This is a genomic window from Pseudomonas sp. D2002, from assembly GCF_013385735.1.
Taxonomy (GTDB): Bacteria; Pseudomonadota; Gammaproteobacteria; order Pseudomonadales; family Pseudomonadaceae; genus Aquipseudomonas.
Map to the genome: position 1 here is coordinate 112558 of NZ_JACAPL010000015.1, position 17330 is coordinate 129887.

Here is a 17330-nt window from a genome sequence, read left to right on the forward strand (position 1 = left end):
AGGGCGGAACTCCTTCCGGACGCCGCCCTTTTTTGTGCAAGAGCATTATGCAAAGCAGCAGCAACCTGTTTCCCGTCGCCCTGATCAGCGCTGAACGTCGTGGCGACTTAAGTGAAGATGTGTACCGCCTCAAACCCGGCAACAGCCCCGACGGCACCGTCGAGCTGGCCGTGACGCGTTTGGGCCTGGCCGATGTCCCGGAAAACCGGGGCACGCCGGTTATTTTGTTGCACGGCAGTTTTTCCAACCGGCGTTTCTGGTACTCGCCCAAAGGCATCGGCCTGGGCGCTTACCTGGCGCGCCAGGGTTTTGATGTGTGGATCCCGGAAATGCGCGGGCACGGTTTGTCCAAACGCAATCACGACTATGCCAGGAACCGTGTCGCCGACTATGCGCGTTACGATTTACCGGCCATTGGCGCGTTTGTGCGTGAGCAAAGTGCGCAAATTCCGCATTGGGTCGGGCATTCCCTGGGCGGCACGGCCCTGGCGGCGGCATTGGGCGGCCAGCACCTGGGCGCGCCGGCAGTGGCCTCGGTGGCGCTGTTTGGCTGTCAGGTCAGCCGCACCCATTGGCCGTTGAAGATTCCACCGTTGGAGTGGACCGGTCGTTTGCTCCTGAAACGCTTTGGTGAAGTGTCCGGTTCGCGGCTCAAGCGCGGCCCGGAGGACGAGCCGGCAGGCGTGATGATCGAAGCCATGCGCTGGAACGGCCTGTTCGGTCGTTTTGGCGATGGCAAGCAGGACTGGTGGAAAGGTCTGGCAGACGTTGACGTGCCGCTGTTGGCGGTGAGCGCGGCGGGCGACCGGCAGGATCCGGATTGGGCGTGCCGCAAGCTGTTCGAGCAAGTCGGTTCGGAGCATCGCCAATACCTGTGCCTGGGGCGCCAGCAAGGTTTTACCGGGGATTTCGGGCACGTTGAGATGCTGGTCAGCAAAGCCGCGCAGGCTGAGGTATGGCCTTTGGTGGAGCGCTGGTTGAAAGATCCGCTGTCACCGTTAGCCGGGGCAGAATCCCAGGCACTGGAAGCGGTTTGACCCGGCGCTCTGCCAAGGGCGTTTCACTCGTGTGTGGTTGCGGCTAATATATGACGGATTAAACGCTTCTGGTCATATTCAGTCGCGCAGTGGTTATTGCGTTGCGATGAGATGGGTCTGATCATGGCCGCCGCCGACGGGCAACTGCCTAAAGAATGCCTGTTGCGATGCGTTTTTCTGATGTACACCGTGGGATGTTCGACCTCTTCTTTAACGACAGGAGTTTCTCGATGAACCATTACGTGACGCCCGACTTGTGCGACACCTACCCGGACCTGGTGCAGGTGGTTGAGCCGATGTTCAGCAATTTCGGTGGCCGAGACTCCTTTGGCGGCGAAATCGTCACCATCAAGTGCTTCGAAGACAACTCCCTGGTCAAGGAACAGGCCGACCAGCCTGGCGCCGGCAAAGTGTTGGTGGTTGACGGTGGCGGCTCACTGCGTCGCGCGTTGCTGGGCGACATGATCGCCGAGAAAGCCGCGAAGAACGGCTGGGAAGGGCTGGTGATCTACGGCTGCATCCGTGATGTCGATGTCATCGCCCAGACTGATCTTGGGGTGCAGGCGTTGGCAACCCACCCGATGAAAACCGACAAGCGCGGCATTGGCGACCTGAATGTGATCGTGACTTTCGCCGGCGTGACCTTCCGCCCAGGCGAATACATCTATGCGGACAATAATGGCGTGATCGTCTCGCCACGCCCGCTGAAAATGCCTGAATAAACCGCGGTAGCCGATAGGGGTGAGGATGTTCGAGGAAGAAAACGCGCAATGGGGGCTGGTGCACGCCCTGGTGCTGGACGGTAAAGGCGGTGCGCGTTCGATTGCCCGGACTGAGCTTGACGACTTGCAGCTTCAGCCACAGGAAAGCCTGTGGCTGCATTGGGATCGCAGCCACCCGCAGACCCAGACGTGGCTGCGTAAAGCCAGCGGCTTGAGCGAGTTCGCCTGCGACCTGCTGTTGGAGGAAAACACCCGTCCGCGCTTGCTGCCGCTGCCCGACGCAGAATTGCTGCTGTTTCTGCGCGGGGTCAACCTTAACCCCGGCGCCGAGCCGGAAGACATGGTATCGGTGCGCATTTTCGCTGCGGCCAGTCGCGTGATTTCCCTGCGCCTGCGCCCGCTGCGCGCAACCGATGAGCTACTGGTGCAACTGGCGGAAGGAAAAGGGCCGAAGACCGCGTCCGAGCTCATCCTTTATATGGCGCAATACCTGACCAATAAAGTGCAGGATCTGGTCACCGACCTGTCTGAAGTCGTCGATATCGAAGAAGAAAAACTGGATGCCGACGAACGGTATACTCCGGAGCATGGCAACGTTTTGCAGATACGTCGTCGAGCCGCTGGGCTCAAACGTTTTCTTGCGCCGCAGCGGGATATTTTCGCCCAGCTCACGCGCATCAAATTGCCTTGGTTCTGTGACGACGATGCCGACTATTGGAACGAATTACACAACAGCCTGACGCGTTACCTTGAAGAGCTCGAATTGGCTCGGGAGCGCGTGGGGCTTGTGCTTGAGACCGAAGACCGGCGTTTGAGCCTGCGCATGAATCGCACCATGTATCGCTTCGGGATCATCACCGGGATCTTCCTGCCGATGAGTTTTCTCACCGGTTTGCTGGGTATAAATGTGGGCGGCATTCCGTTCTCTGGCAGCCCTTATGGATTCGTGATTGCGTGCCTGATGATGGTGGCCGTCGCACTGGGACAATGGTGGCTATTTCGACGATTGCGCTGGGTTTGACCTGAATATGACCTGAACGTACGAAGGGGCCATGTGACCCCAGGAATTTAACCCTCGTCTTTTAAAACACTTGCGAGAGGTCTTTATGCACGATCCGTTCGAACAGTCTTTGCGTGACATGCTCAATGCGTCGCCGTCCAACCGTGACGACGATGCTTGCCTTGGCCGCGTGTTGAAAACCGCCAACCGTCAGGTAGGGGCGGGTGACTTGTTCGGTCTGCTCGGTCGTTGGCTGCCGGCGTTGATGATGGCCCTGAACAATGGTTCGGCCCATGTATCGCCGGTGTCCCGTCGTAAACCTCTTGCTCGCACTGCTGATAAGGCTGATTGAATATGGAACTTGATCTCTGGACCCAGAGCCTGGTCACTGCGATGACCGCATTGTGGACCAAAGTGGCGAATTTCATTCCCAACCTGTTTGGGGCGCTGGTCCTGGTACTGCTCGGGTTTGTCGTGGCCAAGCTGCTCGACACCTTGCTGTCCAAATTGCTCGCCAAACTGGGCCTGGACCGCTTGATGGCAGGCACCGGCCTGACCAAGCTGTTGGGGCGTGCCGGCTTGCAAGTGCCGATCTCTACCCTGATCGGGAAGATCGTCTACTGGTTCGTTTTACTTATTTTTCTGGTTTCTGCTGCTCAATCCCTTGGACTTGAGCGAGTTTCAGCTACGCTCGACATGCTGGCGCTGTATTTGCCGAAGGTTTTCGGCGGCGCGCTTGTGCTGCTGGTAGGTGTTTTACTGGCGCAACTGGCCAATGGGCTGGTGCGCGGGGCGGCCGAAGGCGTGGGGTTGGACTATGCTGCGGGCCTGGGTCGAATTGCCCAAGGCCTGGTGATCATCATCAGTATTTCGGTCGCGATCAGCCAGTTGGAGGTCAAAACTGACCTGCTTAACCACGTGATTGTGATTGTTTTGATTACCGTTGGTCTGGCCGTTGCGCTGGCCATGGGGTTGGGAAGCCGGGAAATTGCCGGGCAGATTCTTGCGGGAATCTATGTGCGTGAGTTGTATCAGGTAGGGCAGCAGGTGCGTGTGGGCGAGGTCGAAGGGCAAATCGAGGAGATCGGTACCGTGAAAACTACGGTGCTGACCGATGAGGGTGAACTGGTGTCACTGTCCAATCGGATTCTCCTGGAGCAGCAGGTCAGTAGCCGCTAACACGGCAAACCCTGCTAATGTACGCCGCCGCGAACCCGGGTGACCGGGCTGCAGCGGACATTGACCTGACTGTCGGCACGACTTGTTTTGAATAAAGCCCAAACGCTGTCCACGCGCTATGACCCCCGTGAGCTCTCTGATGAGGAGTTGGTCGCGCGCTCGCACACGGAGCTGTTTCACGTAACACGCGCGTACGAAGAATTGATGCGCAGATATCAACGCACTCTGTTCAACGTTTGTTCAAGGTATTTAGGGAACGATAGAGATGCGGATGATGTCTGTCAGGAAGTGATGCTCAAGGTGCTGTACGGCCTCAAGAACTTCGAGGGCAAATCGAAGTTCAAGACCTGGCTCTACAGCATCACGTACAACGAGTGCATCACGCAGTATCGTAAGGAACGGCGCAAGCGTCGCTTGATGGACGCTTTGAGTCTGGACCCCCTTGAGGAAGCGTCTGAAGAAAAGGCGCCGGCACCCGAGGAGAAGGGCGGACTCGATCGCTGGTTGGTGCATGTGAATCCGATTGACCGAGAAATTCTGGTGCTTCGATTTGTCGCAGAGCTAGAGTTTCAGGAAATTGCTGACATCATGCACATGGGTTTGAGTGCTACAAAAATGCGTTACAAACGCGCTCTTGATAAATTACGTGAGAAATTTGCGGGCGAGACTGAAACTTAGTGCGTGGCAAATATCTCTTACGTGTAGGCAAGTTCTGTTAGACTTGTCGCCGAGTTGTCCCCCGGTTTGTGGGACTGCTTTACAATCACCAGATGGGGATTTAACGGATGAAACTGAAAAACACCTTGGGCTTGGCCATTGGTACTCTTATTGCCGCTACTTCTTTCGGCGCACTGGCACAAGGCCAAGGCGCAGTTGAAGGCCAGCTGTTCTACAAAAAGCAGTTCAACGATAGCGTTAAGCACATCGAAGACGGCTACAACCCTGGCGCCAGCATCGGTTACTTCTTGACCGACGACGTGTCGATCAACCTGAACTACGACACCACCAACCACACCCGTTCGAACGACGGTACTGGTTCCCAGAAGATCAAAGGTGACACTGGCAGCGTGACTGCTCAGTACCACTTCGGTCAGGCTGGTGTTGATTCCCTGCGTCCATACGTAGAAGGTGGTTTCGGTCACCAGAGCCGTACCAACGTTGAAGCTGACGGCCACAAAGGTCGCGACCAGTCCACCCTGGCTATCGCTGGCGCTGGCGTGAAGTACTACTTCACCAACAACCTGTTCGCACGTGCTGGTGTTGAGTCCGACTACAACCTGGACAACGGCAAGTGGGATTACTCCGCACTGGTCGGCCTGGGCGTAAACTTCGGCGGCAACGCTGGCGCAGTTGCTCCAGCTCCTACCCCAGCACCAGCTCCAGAGCCAACTCCAGAGCCAGAAGCTCCAGTTGCTCAGGTTGTTCGTGTTGAGCTGGACGTGAAGTTCGACTTCGACAAGTCGGTTGTTAAGCCTAACAGCTACGGCGACGTGAAAAACCTCGCTGACTTCATGAAACAGTACCCACAAACCACCACCGTTGTTGAAGGTCACACTGACTCCGTCGGTCCTGACGCTTACAACCAGAAGCTGTCCCAGCGTCGTGCTGACGCGGTCAAGCAAGTTCTGGTCAAAGACGGTATCGCTCCTAACCGTGTAAGCTCGGTTGGTTATGGCAAATCCCGCCCAGTTGCTGACAACGCAACTGAAGCTGGCCGCGCTATCAACCGTCGCGTAGAAGCCTCGGTAGAAGCTCAAGCTGCTCAGTAATTACTGAGTGGTAAAAAAAAGCCCGGCTTAGGCCGGGCTTTTTTTCGCCTGAAATTTACCTCAGCCGCCGGCTGAAACCGCAACGCAAGCGGCCTGATTCGTGGCGGCAACACTGCCGATCACCAGGATCGCCGGGCTCTTCAGGGCGAATGACAGTGCATCCGCGTGCATACGCGCAAGATGACTGCGGCATTCCCGCTGCTGGGGCAGCGATGCATTTTCGATCATCGCTACCGGCATATCCGCTGCCATTCCGCCCTCCAGCAGTTGCAGACGAATCTCCTCCAGCTTCGCCACGCCCATGTACACCACCAATGTCGTCCCGCCCTCGGCCAGCGCGCGCCAGTTCAGGCTGCTGTCGTCCTGGGTATGTGCCGTGACCAGCGTTACGCCTCGGCTGACACCGCGCAAGGTCAGCGGAATGTCGCACTGGGTTGCCCCCGCCAGGCCTGCCGTAATGCCATTGACCAGTTCTACCATCACCCCGCGCGCGCGCAGCCACCTCGCTTCTTCGCCGCCCCGGCCGAAAATGCACGGGTCACCGCCTTTAAGCCGCACCACGCACTTGCCTTGGCGTGCATAACGCAGCATCAAGCGGTGGATAAAATCCTGGGGCGTCGAACGGCACCCGCCGCGCTTGCCAACGGTGATCACCCGCGCCTCAACGCAGTGTTCCAGCACGGCCGGGTTGACCAAATCGTCGATCAACACCACATCGGCCTCGTGCAGGGCCCGCACCGCCTTGAGGGTCAACAGCTCCGGATCCCCGGGCCCAGCGCCCACCAGCCAGACTTTTGCGCTCATGTTTTACCCTCACACACTGATTGCGATTGGCTGCGAGTTGCTGGCCAAAAGACGTTTGATTTCCGGCACACAGGAGCCGCATTGCGTGCCGCAGCCCAATTCTTGTTTAAGCCCGTCCAGGTTCAGGCCACGGGCAATACCGGCGCACACCGCGTTTTCGCTGACGTTCCTGCAGTTGCACAGCGTCTTGTTGCTGGCTGCCGCACCGCCCGGTGGCGCGCTGAGCGGCGCCAACAGCCAGCGGCGCAGTTGATCGTCGGTACGGCCTTCCAGCCAAAGGCCTTGCAGCCAATGCCGGGCCAGGGTTTCGCCCGCCAGGCGCAACGCGGTAATACGGCCTTTTTCGATTTTTACCCGCTTGCCGATCGAGCGGCGCGGGTCGTCATAGGCCATGACAGGGCCATCATTGAGGCCCAGCAGTTCGTCGATGCGGGTCAATAGTTGCAGGTCGGGCGCCTCGGTATGCGCCGCACGTACCAGCAGCGCCGGACGTTCGCGTCCCGCCAGGCTCAAGCTGACGTAGGCAAAGCCTTCGCACAGTGGGCGCAGTGCTTCAAAGTGTTGCTGAACATTTCCTTCAATCAGCGCGAACAGCTGCCACGGCAGGTGTACCGCTTCAAGGCGCACGCCGCTGTGCTTGAGTTCCGGCTGTTTCGACAACGGGTCAAACGCCGGTTGGGTCAGCGCATTGACGCCGCCCTTGAGAAAACGATCACCCCAATGCATCGGCAGGAATGCCTGACCTGGGCGCACGCTGTCGTCACTGTTGACGGCGACGATCACGTTGCCGCGCCGGCTCTTCAGGTTGACCAGATCACCTTCTTTGAAACGATGACGGCGCAATTCATCCGGGTGCAGGCTCAGCAACGCCTCGCTGACATGGCCGAACAGCTGCGCTGCCGTGCCCGTTCGGCTCATGCCATGCCATTGATCACGCAGGCGCCCGGTAATCAGGGTCAGCGGGAAGCGCGCATCGCGCGGCTCCTTGGCGGCGCGGTAAGGGTCGGCGACAAAGTGCGCCCGGCCGCTGTCAGTCGGGAATACGCCATCGGCATACAGACGCGGCGTTCCCGTTTGCGCGCCCGCGGGAAACGGCCATTGCTGCGGCCCGATCTGATCGAGCAGGGCATGGCTGATGCCCGACAGGTCAAGGTCGCGGTCGCGGGTCAGTAGCTTGTATTCATCAAAAATCTGCGCCGGTTGCTCAAAGGCAAACAGGCTGGCCAGCCCCGGCCGCAAGCGACGCTCCAGCCGCTGTGCAAAATCAACGGTAATCGCCCAATCCGGCCGTGCTTCGCCAGGTGGGGCAATGGCGCGGCGCACGTGGGAAATACGCCGTTCGGAGTTGGTCACGGTGCCTTCCTTTTCGCCCCAACTGGCGGCGGGGAGCAACAAGTCGGCATAGGCGGCCGTCTCGGTGGTACGAAACGCCTCCTGCAATACCACGAAAGGGCACGCCGCTAATGCCGCACGTACGCGGTTTTGGTCCGGCAGCGATTGCGCGGGGTTGGTGCAGGCGATCCACACGGCCTTGATCTTGCCGGCCTGGATTTGCTCGAACAGCTCTATCGCGGTCAACCCGGTAGGCGCCGGCAACGATTCAACGCCCCAATAGGCGGCGACTTCTGCACGGTGTTCAGGGTTGGCGGCTTCGCGATGGCCCGGCAGCAAGTTCGACAAACTACCGGTTTCGCGCCCGCCCATGGCATTCGGCTGTCCCGTCAGGGAAAACGGCCCACAGCCCGGCCGGCCAATCGTCCCAGTGGCCAGGTGCAAGTTGATCAGCGCGCTGTTTTTTGCACTGCCAGCGGTGGATTGGTTCAGGCCCATGCACCACAGCGACAGAAAGCTGCTGGAGGTGCCGACCCATTCCGCGCACAGCCGCAGCTGCTCGACGCTGATCCCGCACAGTTGCGTGACCATTTGCGGCGTGTAGTCATGCACCAGTCGCTTCAACTCGACCAGCCCATCGGTATGCGCCTGGATGAATTCACGGTCGATCCAGTCTTCCCATAGCAATACATGCAAAATCCCATGAAACAGGGCCACATCCGTTCCCGGCAGGATGGCCAGGTGCAGGTCAGCCAAATCGCAGGTGTCCGTGCGCCGTGGGTCGATCACCAGCACTTTCATCTGTGGGCGCCGCGCTTTGGCTTCCTCCAGGCGTCGGAACAATACCGGGTGGGCGTAGGCCATGTTGCTGCCGACGATCATCACGCAGTCGCTGGATTCCAGGTCTTCATAGCTGCACGGCGGCGCGTCGGCGCCCAGGCTGCGCTTGTAGCCCACCACCGCCGAGGACATGCACAGCCGCGAGTTGCTATCGATGTTGTTGGTGCCGACCAGCGCGCGCGCCAGTTTGTTGAAGCTGTAATAGTCCTCGGTCAGCAACTGCCCGGAGATGTAGAACGCCACGCTGTCCGGCCCGTGTTCGCTGAGGGTCTCGGCGAACACGTTGGCCGCGTGTTCCAAGGCGGTCTCCCAATCGGTGCGCGCGCGCGCCAAGCCTTTGCCCAGGCGCAGTTCCGGGTACAACGCGCGGGCGGCCAAGTCGCCGGTCAGGTGCAGGCTTGAGCCTTTGCTGCACAACTTGCCAAAATTCGCCGGGTGGTCTGGGTCGCCCTGCACACCGAGGATCTGCGCGCCGTCATGCTCGATCAGCACGCCGCAACCCACCCCGCAATAACAGCAGGTGGACGCGGTGACTTGGCGGTCCATCAACCTGCGTCCCGCAGGGCCAACATGACCCGGCCGTTTTCCACGCGGGCAGGGTGATGGTGGGCGCAGCCGATGTCCGGCGCCTGGGCTTCGCCGGAGGCCAGATCAATCTGCCAGTTGTGCAGCGGGCAGGCCACGCGCTTGCCGTAGATCAAGCCTTGGGACAGGGGGCCGCCCTTGTGCGGGCAGCGGTCGTCGAGGGCGAACACTTCGTCGTCACTGGTGCGGAAAATCGCGATGTCACCCTTTGGGCCATTGATGATGCGCGAGCCCAGGGCGTTGATTTCTTCCAGGGCGCAGATATCCAGCCAGTTCATGCCGGCACCTCCAGCTGTTTGACGGGGATGACTTCAAATTCCTTTTTCAGCAGCGGCTGCTCCAGGCGCTCTTTCCACGGGTCCTGCTCGAACGACAGCGAGAATTGCAGGCGCTCGTTGAGCGCCTGGCGCCGGGCCGGGTCTTCCAGCACGGCTTTCTTGATGTGCTCCATGCCCACCCGTTGCAGGTAGTGCACGGTGCGCTCAAGGTAGAAGGCTTCTTCGCGATAGAGCTGCAGGAAGGCGCCGTTGTATTCGCGCACTTCTTCGGCGGTTTTGAGTTTGACGAAGAACTCTGCGACTTCCGTCTTGATCCCGCCGTTGCCGCCGATGTACATCTCCCAGCCGGAGTCGACGCCGATTATTCCCACGTCCTTGATGCCTGCTTCCGAGCAATTACGTGGGCAGCCGGACACCGCCAGCTTGACCTTGTGCGGTGACCACATATTGAACAGGTCATGCTCCAGCTCAATGCCCAACTGCGTTGAGTTTTGTGTGCCGAAGCGGCAGAACTCGCTGCCGACGCAGGTCTTCACGGTGCGGATGGATTTGCCATAGGCGTGCCCGGACGGCATATCGAGGTCTTTCCACACGCCGGGCAAGTCCTGCTTCTTGATGCCCAGCAAGTCGATGCGCTGGCCGCCGGTGACCTTGACCATCGGCACGTTGTACTTGTCAGCCACGTCGGCGATGCGCCGCAACTCAGACGGATTGGTCACACCGCCCCACATCCGCGGGACCACGGAGTAGGTGCCGTCTTTCTGAATATTGGCGTGGGCGCGTTCGTTGATCAGGCGCGATTGCGGGTCGTCCCTGGCTTCACCCGGCCACGTGGAGATCAGGTAATAGTTGAGGGCCGGGCGGCAGGTGGCGCAGCCGTTGGGCGTGCGCCAGTTCAGGTAGCTCATGGTGCCGGCGATGGTCAGCAGATGCTGGTCGCGGATGGCCTGGCGGATTTGCCCATGGTTGAGGTCGCTGCAACCGCAAATGGCCTTTTCGCTTTTCGGTTTGACGTCGGCGGCACCGCCCACGGTGTTGATCAGGATCTGTTCCACCAACCCTGCACAGGAACCGCAAGAGCTGGCGGCCTTGGTGTGTTTCTTGACCTCGTCGACGCTGAACAGCCCGTGTTCCTGGATCGCCTTGACGATGGTGCCTTTGCACACGCCGTTACAACCGCAGACTTCGGCGTTGTCGGCCATGCTCATGGCTTTGTCCTGGCCTTGATGGCCTACATCGCCCAGAGCATTTTCACCGAACATCAAGTGATCGCGGATCTCACCAATCGCGTGGTTCTCACGGATCTGGCGGAAGTACCAACCGCCATCCGCCGTATCGCCGTACAAGCAGGCGCCGACGAGGATGTCGTCCTTGATCACCAGTTTTTTATACACGCCGCCAATCGGGTCGGAGAGTGTAATAGTCTCGGTGCCTTCGCCGCCCATGAAGTCGCCGGCGGAGAACAGGTCGATACCGGTCACCTTCAATTTGGTCGAAGTCACCGAGCCTTTGTAAGTGGCAAAGCCCAACTGCGCCAAGTGGTTGGCGCAGACCTTGGCCTGTTCGAACAGCGGCGCGACCAAGCCATAAGCGATGCCACGGTGGCTGGCGCACTCGCCAATCGCATAGATGCGCGGGTCGTAGGTTTGCAGGGTGTCGTTGACCAGAATCCCACGGTTGCACGGGATGCCGGATTTTTCCGCGAGCTCAGTGTTAGGGCGGATGCCGGCCGCCATCACCACCAGGTCGGCGGGGATGATGTCGCCGTTCTTGAACTGCACCGAACCGACGCGGCCATTGCCGGCGTCATGCAGCGCCTGGGTCTGTTCGCACAGGCGGAACACCAGGCCACGGTTTTCCAGTTCGGTTTGCAACAACTGGCCGCTCGTCTTGTCCAGTTGCCGCTCCAGCAGCCACTCGCCGATGTGCACCACGGTCACGTGCATACCGCGCAGCATCAGGCCGTTGGCGGCTTCCAGGCCGAGCAGGCCGCCGCCAATGACCACGGCGTGCTTGTGGGTCTTGGCGGTGTCGATCATGGCTTGGGTGTCGGCGATGTCGCGGTAGCCGATTACGCCCTGCAACGTATTGCCGGGGATCGGCAGAATAAACGGGGTCGAACCGGTGGCAATCAGCAGGCGGTCGTATTCGGCTTCGGTGCCGTCTTCGGCAATCACAATGCGTTTGACCCGGTCGATCTGCACCACTTTGCGGTTGAGCAACAATTTGATGTGGTTATCCAGGTACCAACTCAGGTCGTTGAGCACGATCTCTTCGAAGGTCTGCTCACCGGCCAGCACCGGCGACAGCAGGATGCGGTTGTAGTTGGTGTGGGGCTCGGCGCCGAACACGGTGATGTCGTACAGGTCGCTGCTCAGCTTGAGCAATTCTTCAAGGGTGCGAACCCCGGCCATGCCGTTGCCGATCATCACCAATTTGAGTTTTTTCATGTCGTTCTCCGCAATGGCTCGACAAATTCCGTGCAAACAAAAAAAGGCGTCCCCGCCAGTTACCTGGCGAGGACACCTTTGTCCGGTCCCGTTCTCTCGGGAAGCTCGACCCTTCGACGTTGAAGGGGCGGCTATGTGTGTGTGTTGTTGATGAAAGTAATGCAGCCGTTGTGCCAAGTCGTCAGGCGCCCGGTTTAGTGGGGTTGCCATCGAAATCGTGTGGGAAATCGCCCTTTAGTGGTGCAGCAACCAATACACCAGCACCAGATTGATCAGCAGCGAAACCGTAGCCAGGGTTTGCCAGACCTTGAGTGGCTCGCGCTCCAGCAGTGGCCGTGGCCGTACGCTTAATTCCCGGCGGTCAGCCTGTTCCAGCGCCAGCAGCCACTCTTCGGCGGTTTCATAACGTTGCGCCGGTTGCGCCGCCACGGCGCGCTCCAGACTCAGCGGCAACCCGTCCGGCAAGTCGGGGCGGTAGCGACTGGCGCTGACCGGCTGGGCGAAACGCGGGCGTTGGAAGGCTTCGATTTCACCGTAGGGATAATGCCCGGTCAGCAGGTAATAGAGCGTGACGCCGACACTGTACAAATCCTGTTGCGGCGTAGGCGGCTCCCCGCCGAATGCTTCCGGAGCGATAAAACTCGGGGTGCCGGGCAGCAGGTGGGCGCGGTCTTCGGAGAGCCCCGGGCAGTAGGCCAGGCCGAAATCCAGCACCCGCAGTTCGCCATCGTCGCCCAGCAGCAGGTTTTCCGGCTTGATGTCACGGTGCAGGATCTGCCGTCGATGCAGCAGGCCCACCGCCCGCAGCAACCGCTCGGCGATGGACTGCCATTGCGCCAGGGGCAATGGACCTTGCTGTTGAAACAGTTGCGCGAGGGTTTGCCCCGGATATTCACGCATCACGTAGTACAAATGCTGACGCCCACTGGCGGCGTGGACTTCCGGAAACGCGCGCCCGGCCACCCGGCGCAGAAACCATTCCTCCGACAACAGGGCTTGGCCGGCATCGCTGTCATCGTCGCGGCTGAGCGGCAAGGTTTTCAGCAGCCACGGCTGCTGCTGGGCATCACGTACCCGATACAGCAAGGACTGCCGGCTCTGCGCTACAACGCTTTCAACCTGCCAGCCTTCAAAACGTTGCCCGGGCTTCAGCGGCGGTGGCAGCGGCCATTGCTGCAGCTGCACCAATGCATCGCCGAGGGTGGCGGCGCCAAGCTGGTCGATGCGCACCAGCAACGCGCTGGCATTGTCCTGGCTGGCAGCCAGGTGCGCGGCGTTGACCAAGGTGGTCACCGCCACATCGAGATCGGTTTGCTCGCGCAGGATCGCGCTGATGCTGTGATCACCCAAGGTCGCCCACACGCCATCGCTGAGCATCAGGAAACATTCGCCTGCTCGCAGTTCACCGTCGAGAAAATCCAGCACCAGGTGTTGGTCCAGGCCGAGGGCGCGCTTGAGCACATGCTGCATGCCCGGCTGCTCCCACACGTGGTCTTCAGTGATGCGCTGCAACTCGCCGTCGAGCCAGCGATACACCCGGCAATCACCGACATGCGCGAGGGTGAAACGTTGGCCGCGGAACACCAGGGCGCTCAGGGTGGTCAGCAGCGGCTGGCCACCGCCGTTGGCTTGCAGCCAGCGGTTTTGCGCCAGCAACAAACGTTCAAGCGCCTGCGCCACGCCCCAGGTTTGCGGCGTGGCGTAGTAGTCCAGCGCCAGCGCCTGCAAGGTCGAGCGCGCGGCCAGGCCGCCATCGGCGCATTGGCTGACGCCATCGGCGATGGCGCACAAGTAACCCTTGCTCGCCGCCAGTTCGGCCACGGGTGTGACCACGCGCAGCGCATCCTGGTTTTCCGCCCGAGGGCCGATGGCGCTGGCGTGGGCGACGCTCAGTTGCAGGCCCATCAGACGCGCGCGGCGGTCAAGGCGGCCGAACCCCAGGTGGTTCTCCAGCGACGTTTAACGCCGTGCAGGCCAAACCAGGCCAGTACGCCCAGGCTGGCGAACAACCACAGCGCCATCTGATAACTGCCGGTGCTTTGTTTGATCGCGCCCATGCCGGCTGCGAGGGCGAAGCCGCCGATACCGCCGGCCATGCCGATCAGGCCGGTCATCACACCGATTTCACGGCGAAAACGCTGGGGCACCAGTTGGAACACGGCGCCATTTCCTGCGCCAAGGCCGAGCATGGTGCAGACGAAAAGTGCCAGGGCCGCGTAAGAACTTGGCAGATTGAAACCCACCGCGGCGATGCAGATGGCCGCCACGCTGTACATGCCGAGCAGGGTGCGAATCCCGCCGAAACGGTCCGCCAGGGCGCCACCCAATGGGCGCATCAAACTGCCGCCAAACACACAGGCGGCGGTGTAGTAGCCGGCCGTCACCGGGCTCAGGCCGTACTGGTCGTTGAAGTAGCCGGGCAGGGCGCTGGCCAGGCCGATAAAGCCGCCGAAGGTCACGCTGTAGAAGAACATGAACCACCAGCTGTCGCGGTCGCCCAGCGCCTTGAAGTAGTCGGCCATGGATTTGGCTTTCGGGCGTTCAGGAGCATTGCGCGCCAGCCAAGCGAAGACGACCAGGGTGATCACCAAGGGAATCAGCGCGAAGCCGAACACATTGCTCCAGCCAAACGCGGCCGCCAGCACCGGTGCGAGCAAGGCCGCAAACACTGTCCCGGAGTTGCCGGCACCGGCGATGCCCATGGCCTTGCCTTGGTGTTCAGCCGGATACCACTGGGACGCCAGGGGCAGGGCGACCGCAAACGACGCGCCGGCCATGCCCAGGAACATGCCCAGGAGCAAGGCTTGCTCGTAGCTGTGGATGCCAAGTTTCCACGCGCCGAATAGAGCGGCAATCACAATCACCTGGCCAATCAGCCCGGCGGTCTTGGGCGACAGTTTGTCGGCCAGCATGCCCATCAGAAAACGTAGCACGGCGCCGGCCAGGATCGGCGTGGCCACCACCAGGCCGCGCTGTTGAGTGGTCAGGTGCAGGTCGGCGGCGATCTGCACCGCCAGTGGGCCCAACAAGTACCAGACCATGAAACTCAGGTCGAAATACAGGAACGCGGCAAACAGGGTCGGGGTGTGCCCGGATTTCCAGAAGCTTGATTTCATCACGCACCTCAACGGTTGGGGTCTTGTAAGAAGGCCAAGTGATGGGGCCGCCGGTTGAAGGCCACCCCATCGGCCCCAGGCTCTGGGGCCAAAACGAAAAAACGCCGCCACCGGGTTCGCGAGCGCAAACCGGATGGGCGACGTCTTTGTCGTAGAAGGGGCAACCGCCGTTGGTTACCTGTGATGAATGCTTAGCAAGAGCTGCGCCAAAAACGCGTTGATGCTGATCGTTCCCACGCTCCGCGTGGGAATGCATCCTGTGACGCTCCGCGTTGCCTACACAAAACGTGCGCCGGATCAGCCGAGCAACTCGCTCATGGCGATGATCTGCTCCGCCACCTGGATCAGCTTCTGCTGGCGGCTCATGGCCTGGCGGCGCATCAGGGTGTAGGCCTCTTCTTCATTGCAGTGCTTCATTTTCATCAGCATGCCCTTGGCCAGTTCGATGCGTTTACGCTCGGCCAACTGCTGATCGCGCGCCTGGAGCTGGGCGCGCAGGGCCTGGTCGCTTTCAAAACGGGCCATGGCCACATCGAGGATCGGCTGCAGGCGCTGGGCCTGGATGCCTTCGACGATGTAGGCGCTGACCCCGGACTTGATCGCCTGACGCATCACATTGGGGTCGTGCTCGTCGGTAAACATCACAATCGGCCGCGGTTGGTCGCGGCTGACCAGCACCACTTGCTCCATCACGTCGCGGCCGGGTGACTCGGTATCGATCAGGATCACGTCCGGGCGCACCGTTTCGACGCGCGCGGGCAGGTCGATGGTCAGGCCGGACTCATCGATGACCTCGAATCCGGCCTCGATCAATGCAGCTTTGAGGCGCCCGACCTTGCGCGGGGTGTCGTTGATCAACAGGATTCGCAACATAGTCGTCGTCCTGTCAGCGCAACGCCTGGCGGCTGGTAGCGTCCGCCATAGCGTGCAAGCGGAAGCTGCGGGCATAGGCGGCGGGGTCGGAGCCGTCCCAGATTTTGCCGTCGATCAATTGGCTGCTGCGCATGTCCTGCACGGTTGCCGGCACGCCGACGGCAGCGGCGGCCTGGCGATACAGCTCCAGTTGCTGCACCTGGCGCGCGATGCCGAGGTAGTCCGGGTCTTCGCGCAGCAAGCCCCAGCGCCGAAACTGGGTCATGAACCACATGCCGTCGCAGAGGTAAGGCAGGTTCACCTCGCCATTGCCGAAAAACCGCAGGGCATGCGGGTCTTGCCACTGGTTGCCGAGGCCGTCGTCATAGGCGCCGAGCAGGCGCGGCTCGATGCAGTCCAGCGGTGCATCCAGGTAGTCACGGGCGCTGAGCAATTGCGCGGTGGAGCGGCGGTTCTCCTGGCTGGCTTCGATAAAGCGGCTGGCTTCGAGAATCGCCATGACCAGCACGCGCGCCGTGTTCGGGTATTGATCGACGAAGGCCTGGGTGCAGCCTAAAACTTTTTCCGGATGGTCCGGCCAGATCGCCTGAGTGGTCGCCAGCGTGAACCCCTGGTTCTGCTTGACCGCGCTGGCACACCAGGGCTCGCCGACACAAAACCCATCGATGCGCCCGGCTTGCAGGTGCGCGACCATCTGCGGCGGTGGCACCACCACACTGTCGACGTCCTGCAACGGATGAATACCTTGGCTCGCCAGCCAGTAATACAGCCACATGGCGTGGGTGCCGGTGGGAAAGGTCTGGGCGAAGGTCAGTTTTGTTCGGCTTTGGTGCACGTGGCGATCCAATGCCTCAGGAGTGGTCACGCCCTGCTGTTGCAGGCCATGGGACAGGTTGATGCTCTGGCCGTTCTGGTTGAGCCCCATCAACACGGCCATGTCGGTGGGCGCGACGCCGCCGATGCCCAAGTGCACGGCGTAGATCAACCCATACAGGCTATGGGCGGCGTCCAGCTCACCGCTGACCAGTTTGTCGCGCAGGTTGGCCCAGGACGTTTGGCGTTTGAGGTTCAGCGTGAGGCCGTAAGGTTGCGCGAAACCCTGGGTGGCGGCGACCACCAGCGAGGCGCAGTCGGTCAGTGCCATGAAACCCAGGTCGAGGCTGCTCTTTTCCGGGGCGTCACTGCCGTTTACCCAGGCCAGCGCAGTATTCATCGGGTTTTTACCGACCGAATCGTTCATCAACACCTACCTTTTTCTCTCAAAAAAAAAGCACCGTGCCCACAGATGGCGATGCAGGCCAATGCAGGGTCACGACGCCTTTGTCCGTAAGCGCGTTCCGACGTT

The 17330-nt window shown here is 60.7% G+C and carries 15 protein-coding genes; 7 read left to right on the forward strand and 8 right to left on the reverse strand.

Annotated elements, in window-relative coordinates:
* Nucleotides 1-47: 47 nt before the first annotated feature.
* From HX783_RS25685 to HX783_RS25715, 7 genes are all read left to right on the forward strand, one after another.
* Nucleotides 48-1037 carry an alpha/beta fold hydrolase gene (locus tag HX783_RS25685; protein ID WP_159958939.1) on the forward strand — a complete coding sequence of 330 codons (990 nt, stop codon included), beginning with the start codon at nt 48-50 and terminating at the stop codon, nt 1035-1037.
* 230 nt (nt 1038-1267) lie between these two features.
* Nucleotides 1268-1759, forward strand: coding sequence for a ribonuclease E activity regulator RraA (gene rraA, locus HX783_RS25690; protein ID WP_177018725.1), 492 nt, complete (start codon nt 1268-1270; stop codon nt 1757-1759).
* A gap of 25 nt (nt 1760-1784) precedes the next feature.
* Complete coding sequence (locus tag HX783_RS25695) at nt 1785-2780, forward strand: zinc transporter ZntB (protein ID WP_159958937.1); 996 nt, start codon at nt 1785-1787, stop codon at nt 2778-2780.
* 85 nt (nt 2781-2865) lie between these two features.
* Nucleotides 2866-3111, forward strand: coding sequence for a hypothetical protein (locus tag HX783_RS25700; protein WP_005790375.1), 246 nt, complete (start codon nt 2866-2868; stop codon nt 3109-3111).
* A gap of 2 nt (nt 3112-3113) precedes the next feature.
* Entirely contained in the window at nt 3114-3938 is an 825-nt protein-coding gene (locus tag HX783_RS25705) for a mechanosensitive ion channel domain-containing protein (protein WP_159958936.1), read from the forward strand.
* A gap of 87 nt (nt 3939-4025) precedes the next feature.
* Nucleotides 4026-4616, forward strand: coding sequence for an RNA polymerase sigma factor SigX (sigX, locus tag HX783_RS25710; RefSeq protein ID WP_003193286.1), 591 nt, complete (start codon nt 4026-4028; stop codon nt 4614-4616).
* A 107-nt stretch (nt 4617-4723) separates the two neighbouring features.
* A complete protein-coding gene (locus tag HX783_RS25715) occupies nt 4724-5707 on the forward strand; it encodes an OmpA family protein (protein WP_159958935.1) in 984 nt (327 codons plus the stop codon).
* A 60-nt stretch (nt 5708-5767) separates the two neighbouring features.
* Here HX783_RS25715 and cobA read toward each other — a convergent pair whose 3' ends face one another.
* The 8 genes from cobA to HX783_RS25755 form a co-directional block, all read right to left on the reverse strand.
* Nucleotides 5768-6511 carry a uroporphyrinogen-III C-methyltransferase gene (gene cobA / locus HX783_RS25720; protein WP_177018726.1) on the reverse strand — a complete coding sequence of 248 codons (744 nt, stop codon included), beginning with the start codon at nt 6509-6511 and terminating at the stop codon, nt 5768-5770.
* Between the two features lie 9 nt (nt 6512-6520).
* Nucleotides 6521-9229, reverse strand: a complete 2709-nt coding sequence (locus HX783_RS25725) for a nitrate reductase (RefSeq protein WP_177018727.1) — start codon at nt 9227-9229, stop codon at nt 6521-6523.
* A complete protein-coding gene (nirD, locus tag HX783_RS25730; RefSeq protein ID WP_159958932.1) occupies nt 9229-9546 on the reverse strand; it encodes a nitrite reductase small subunit NirD in 318 nt (105 codons plus the stop codon). The genes HX783_RS25725 and nirD overlap by 1 nt, the downstream gene beginning before the upstream one ends.
* Nucleotides 9543-11996, reverse strand: a complete 2454-nt coding sequence (gene nirB / locus HX783_RS25735) for a nitrite reductase large subunit NirB (RefSeq protein WP_177018728.1) — start codon at nt 11994-11996, stop codon at nt 9543-9545. The genes nirD and nirB overlap by 4 nt, the downstream gene beginning before the upstream one ends.
* A gap of 234 nt (nt 11997-12230) precedes the next feature.
* Entirely contained in the window at nt 12231-13901 is a 1671-nt protein-coding gene (locus HX783_RS25740) for a bifunctional protein-serine/threonine kinase/phosphatase (RefSeq protein WP_177018729.1), read from the reverse strand.
* Nucleotides 13901-15112, reverse strand: a complete 1212-nt coding sequence (locus HX783_RS25745) for a NarK/NasA family nitrate transporter (protein ID WP_177018730.1) — start codon at nt 15110-15112, stop codon at nt 13901-13903. Before HX783_RS25745 ends, HX783_RS25740 begins: the two co-directional genes overlap by 1 nt.
* A gap of 297 nt (nt 15113-15409) precedes the next feature.
* The gene (locus tag HX783_RS25750) at nt 15410-15985 is read right to left on the reverse strand and encodes an ANTAR domain-containing response regulator (protein ID WP_083357333.1); all 576 of its coding nucleotides are present in this window, start codon (nt 15983-15985) and stop codon (nt 15410-15412) included.
* A 13-nt stretch (nt 15986-15998) separates the two neighbouring features.
* Nucleotides 15999-17225, reverse strand: coding sequence for a CmpA/NrtA family ABC transporter substrate-binding protein (locus HX783_RS25755; RefSeq protein ID WP_159958926.1), 1227 nt, complete (start codon nt 17223-17225; stop codon nt 15999-16001).
* Between the last annotated feature and the right edge of the window lie 105 nt (nt 17226-17330).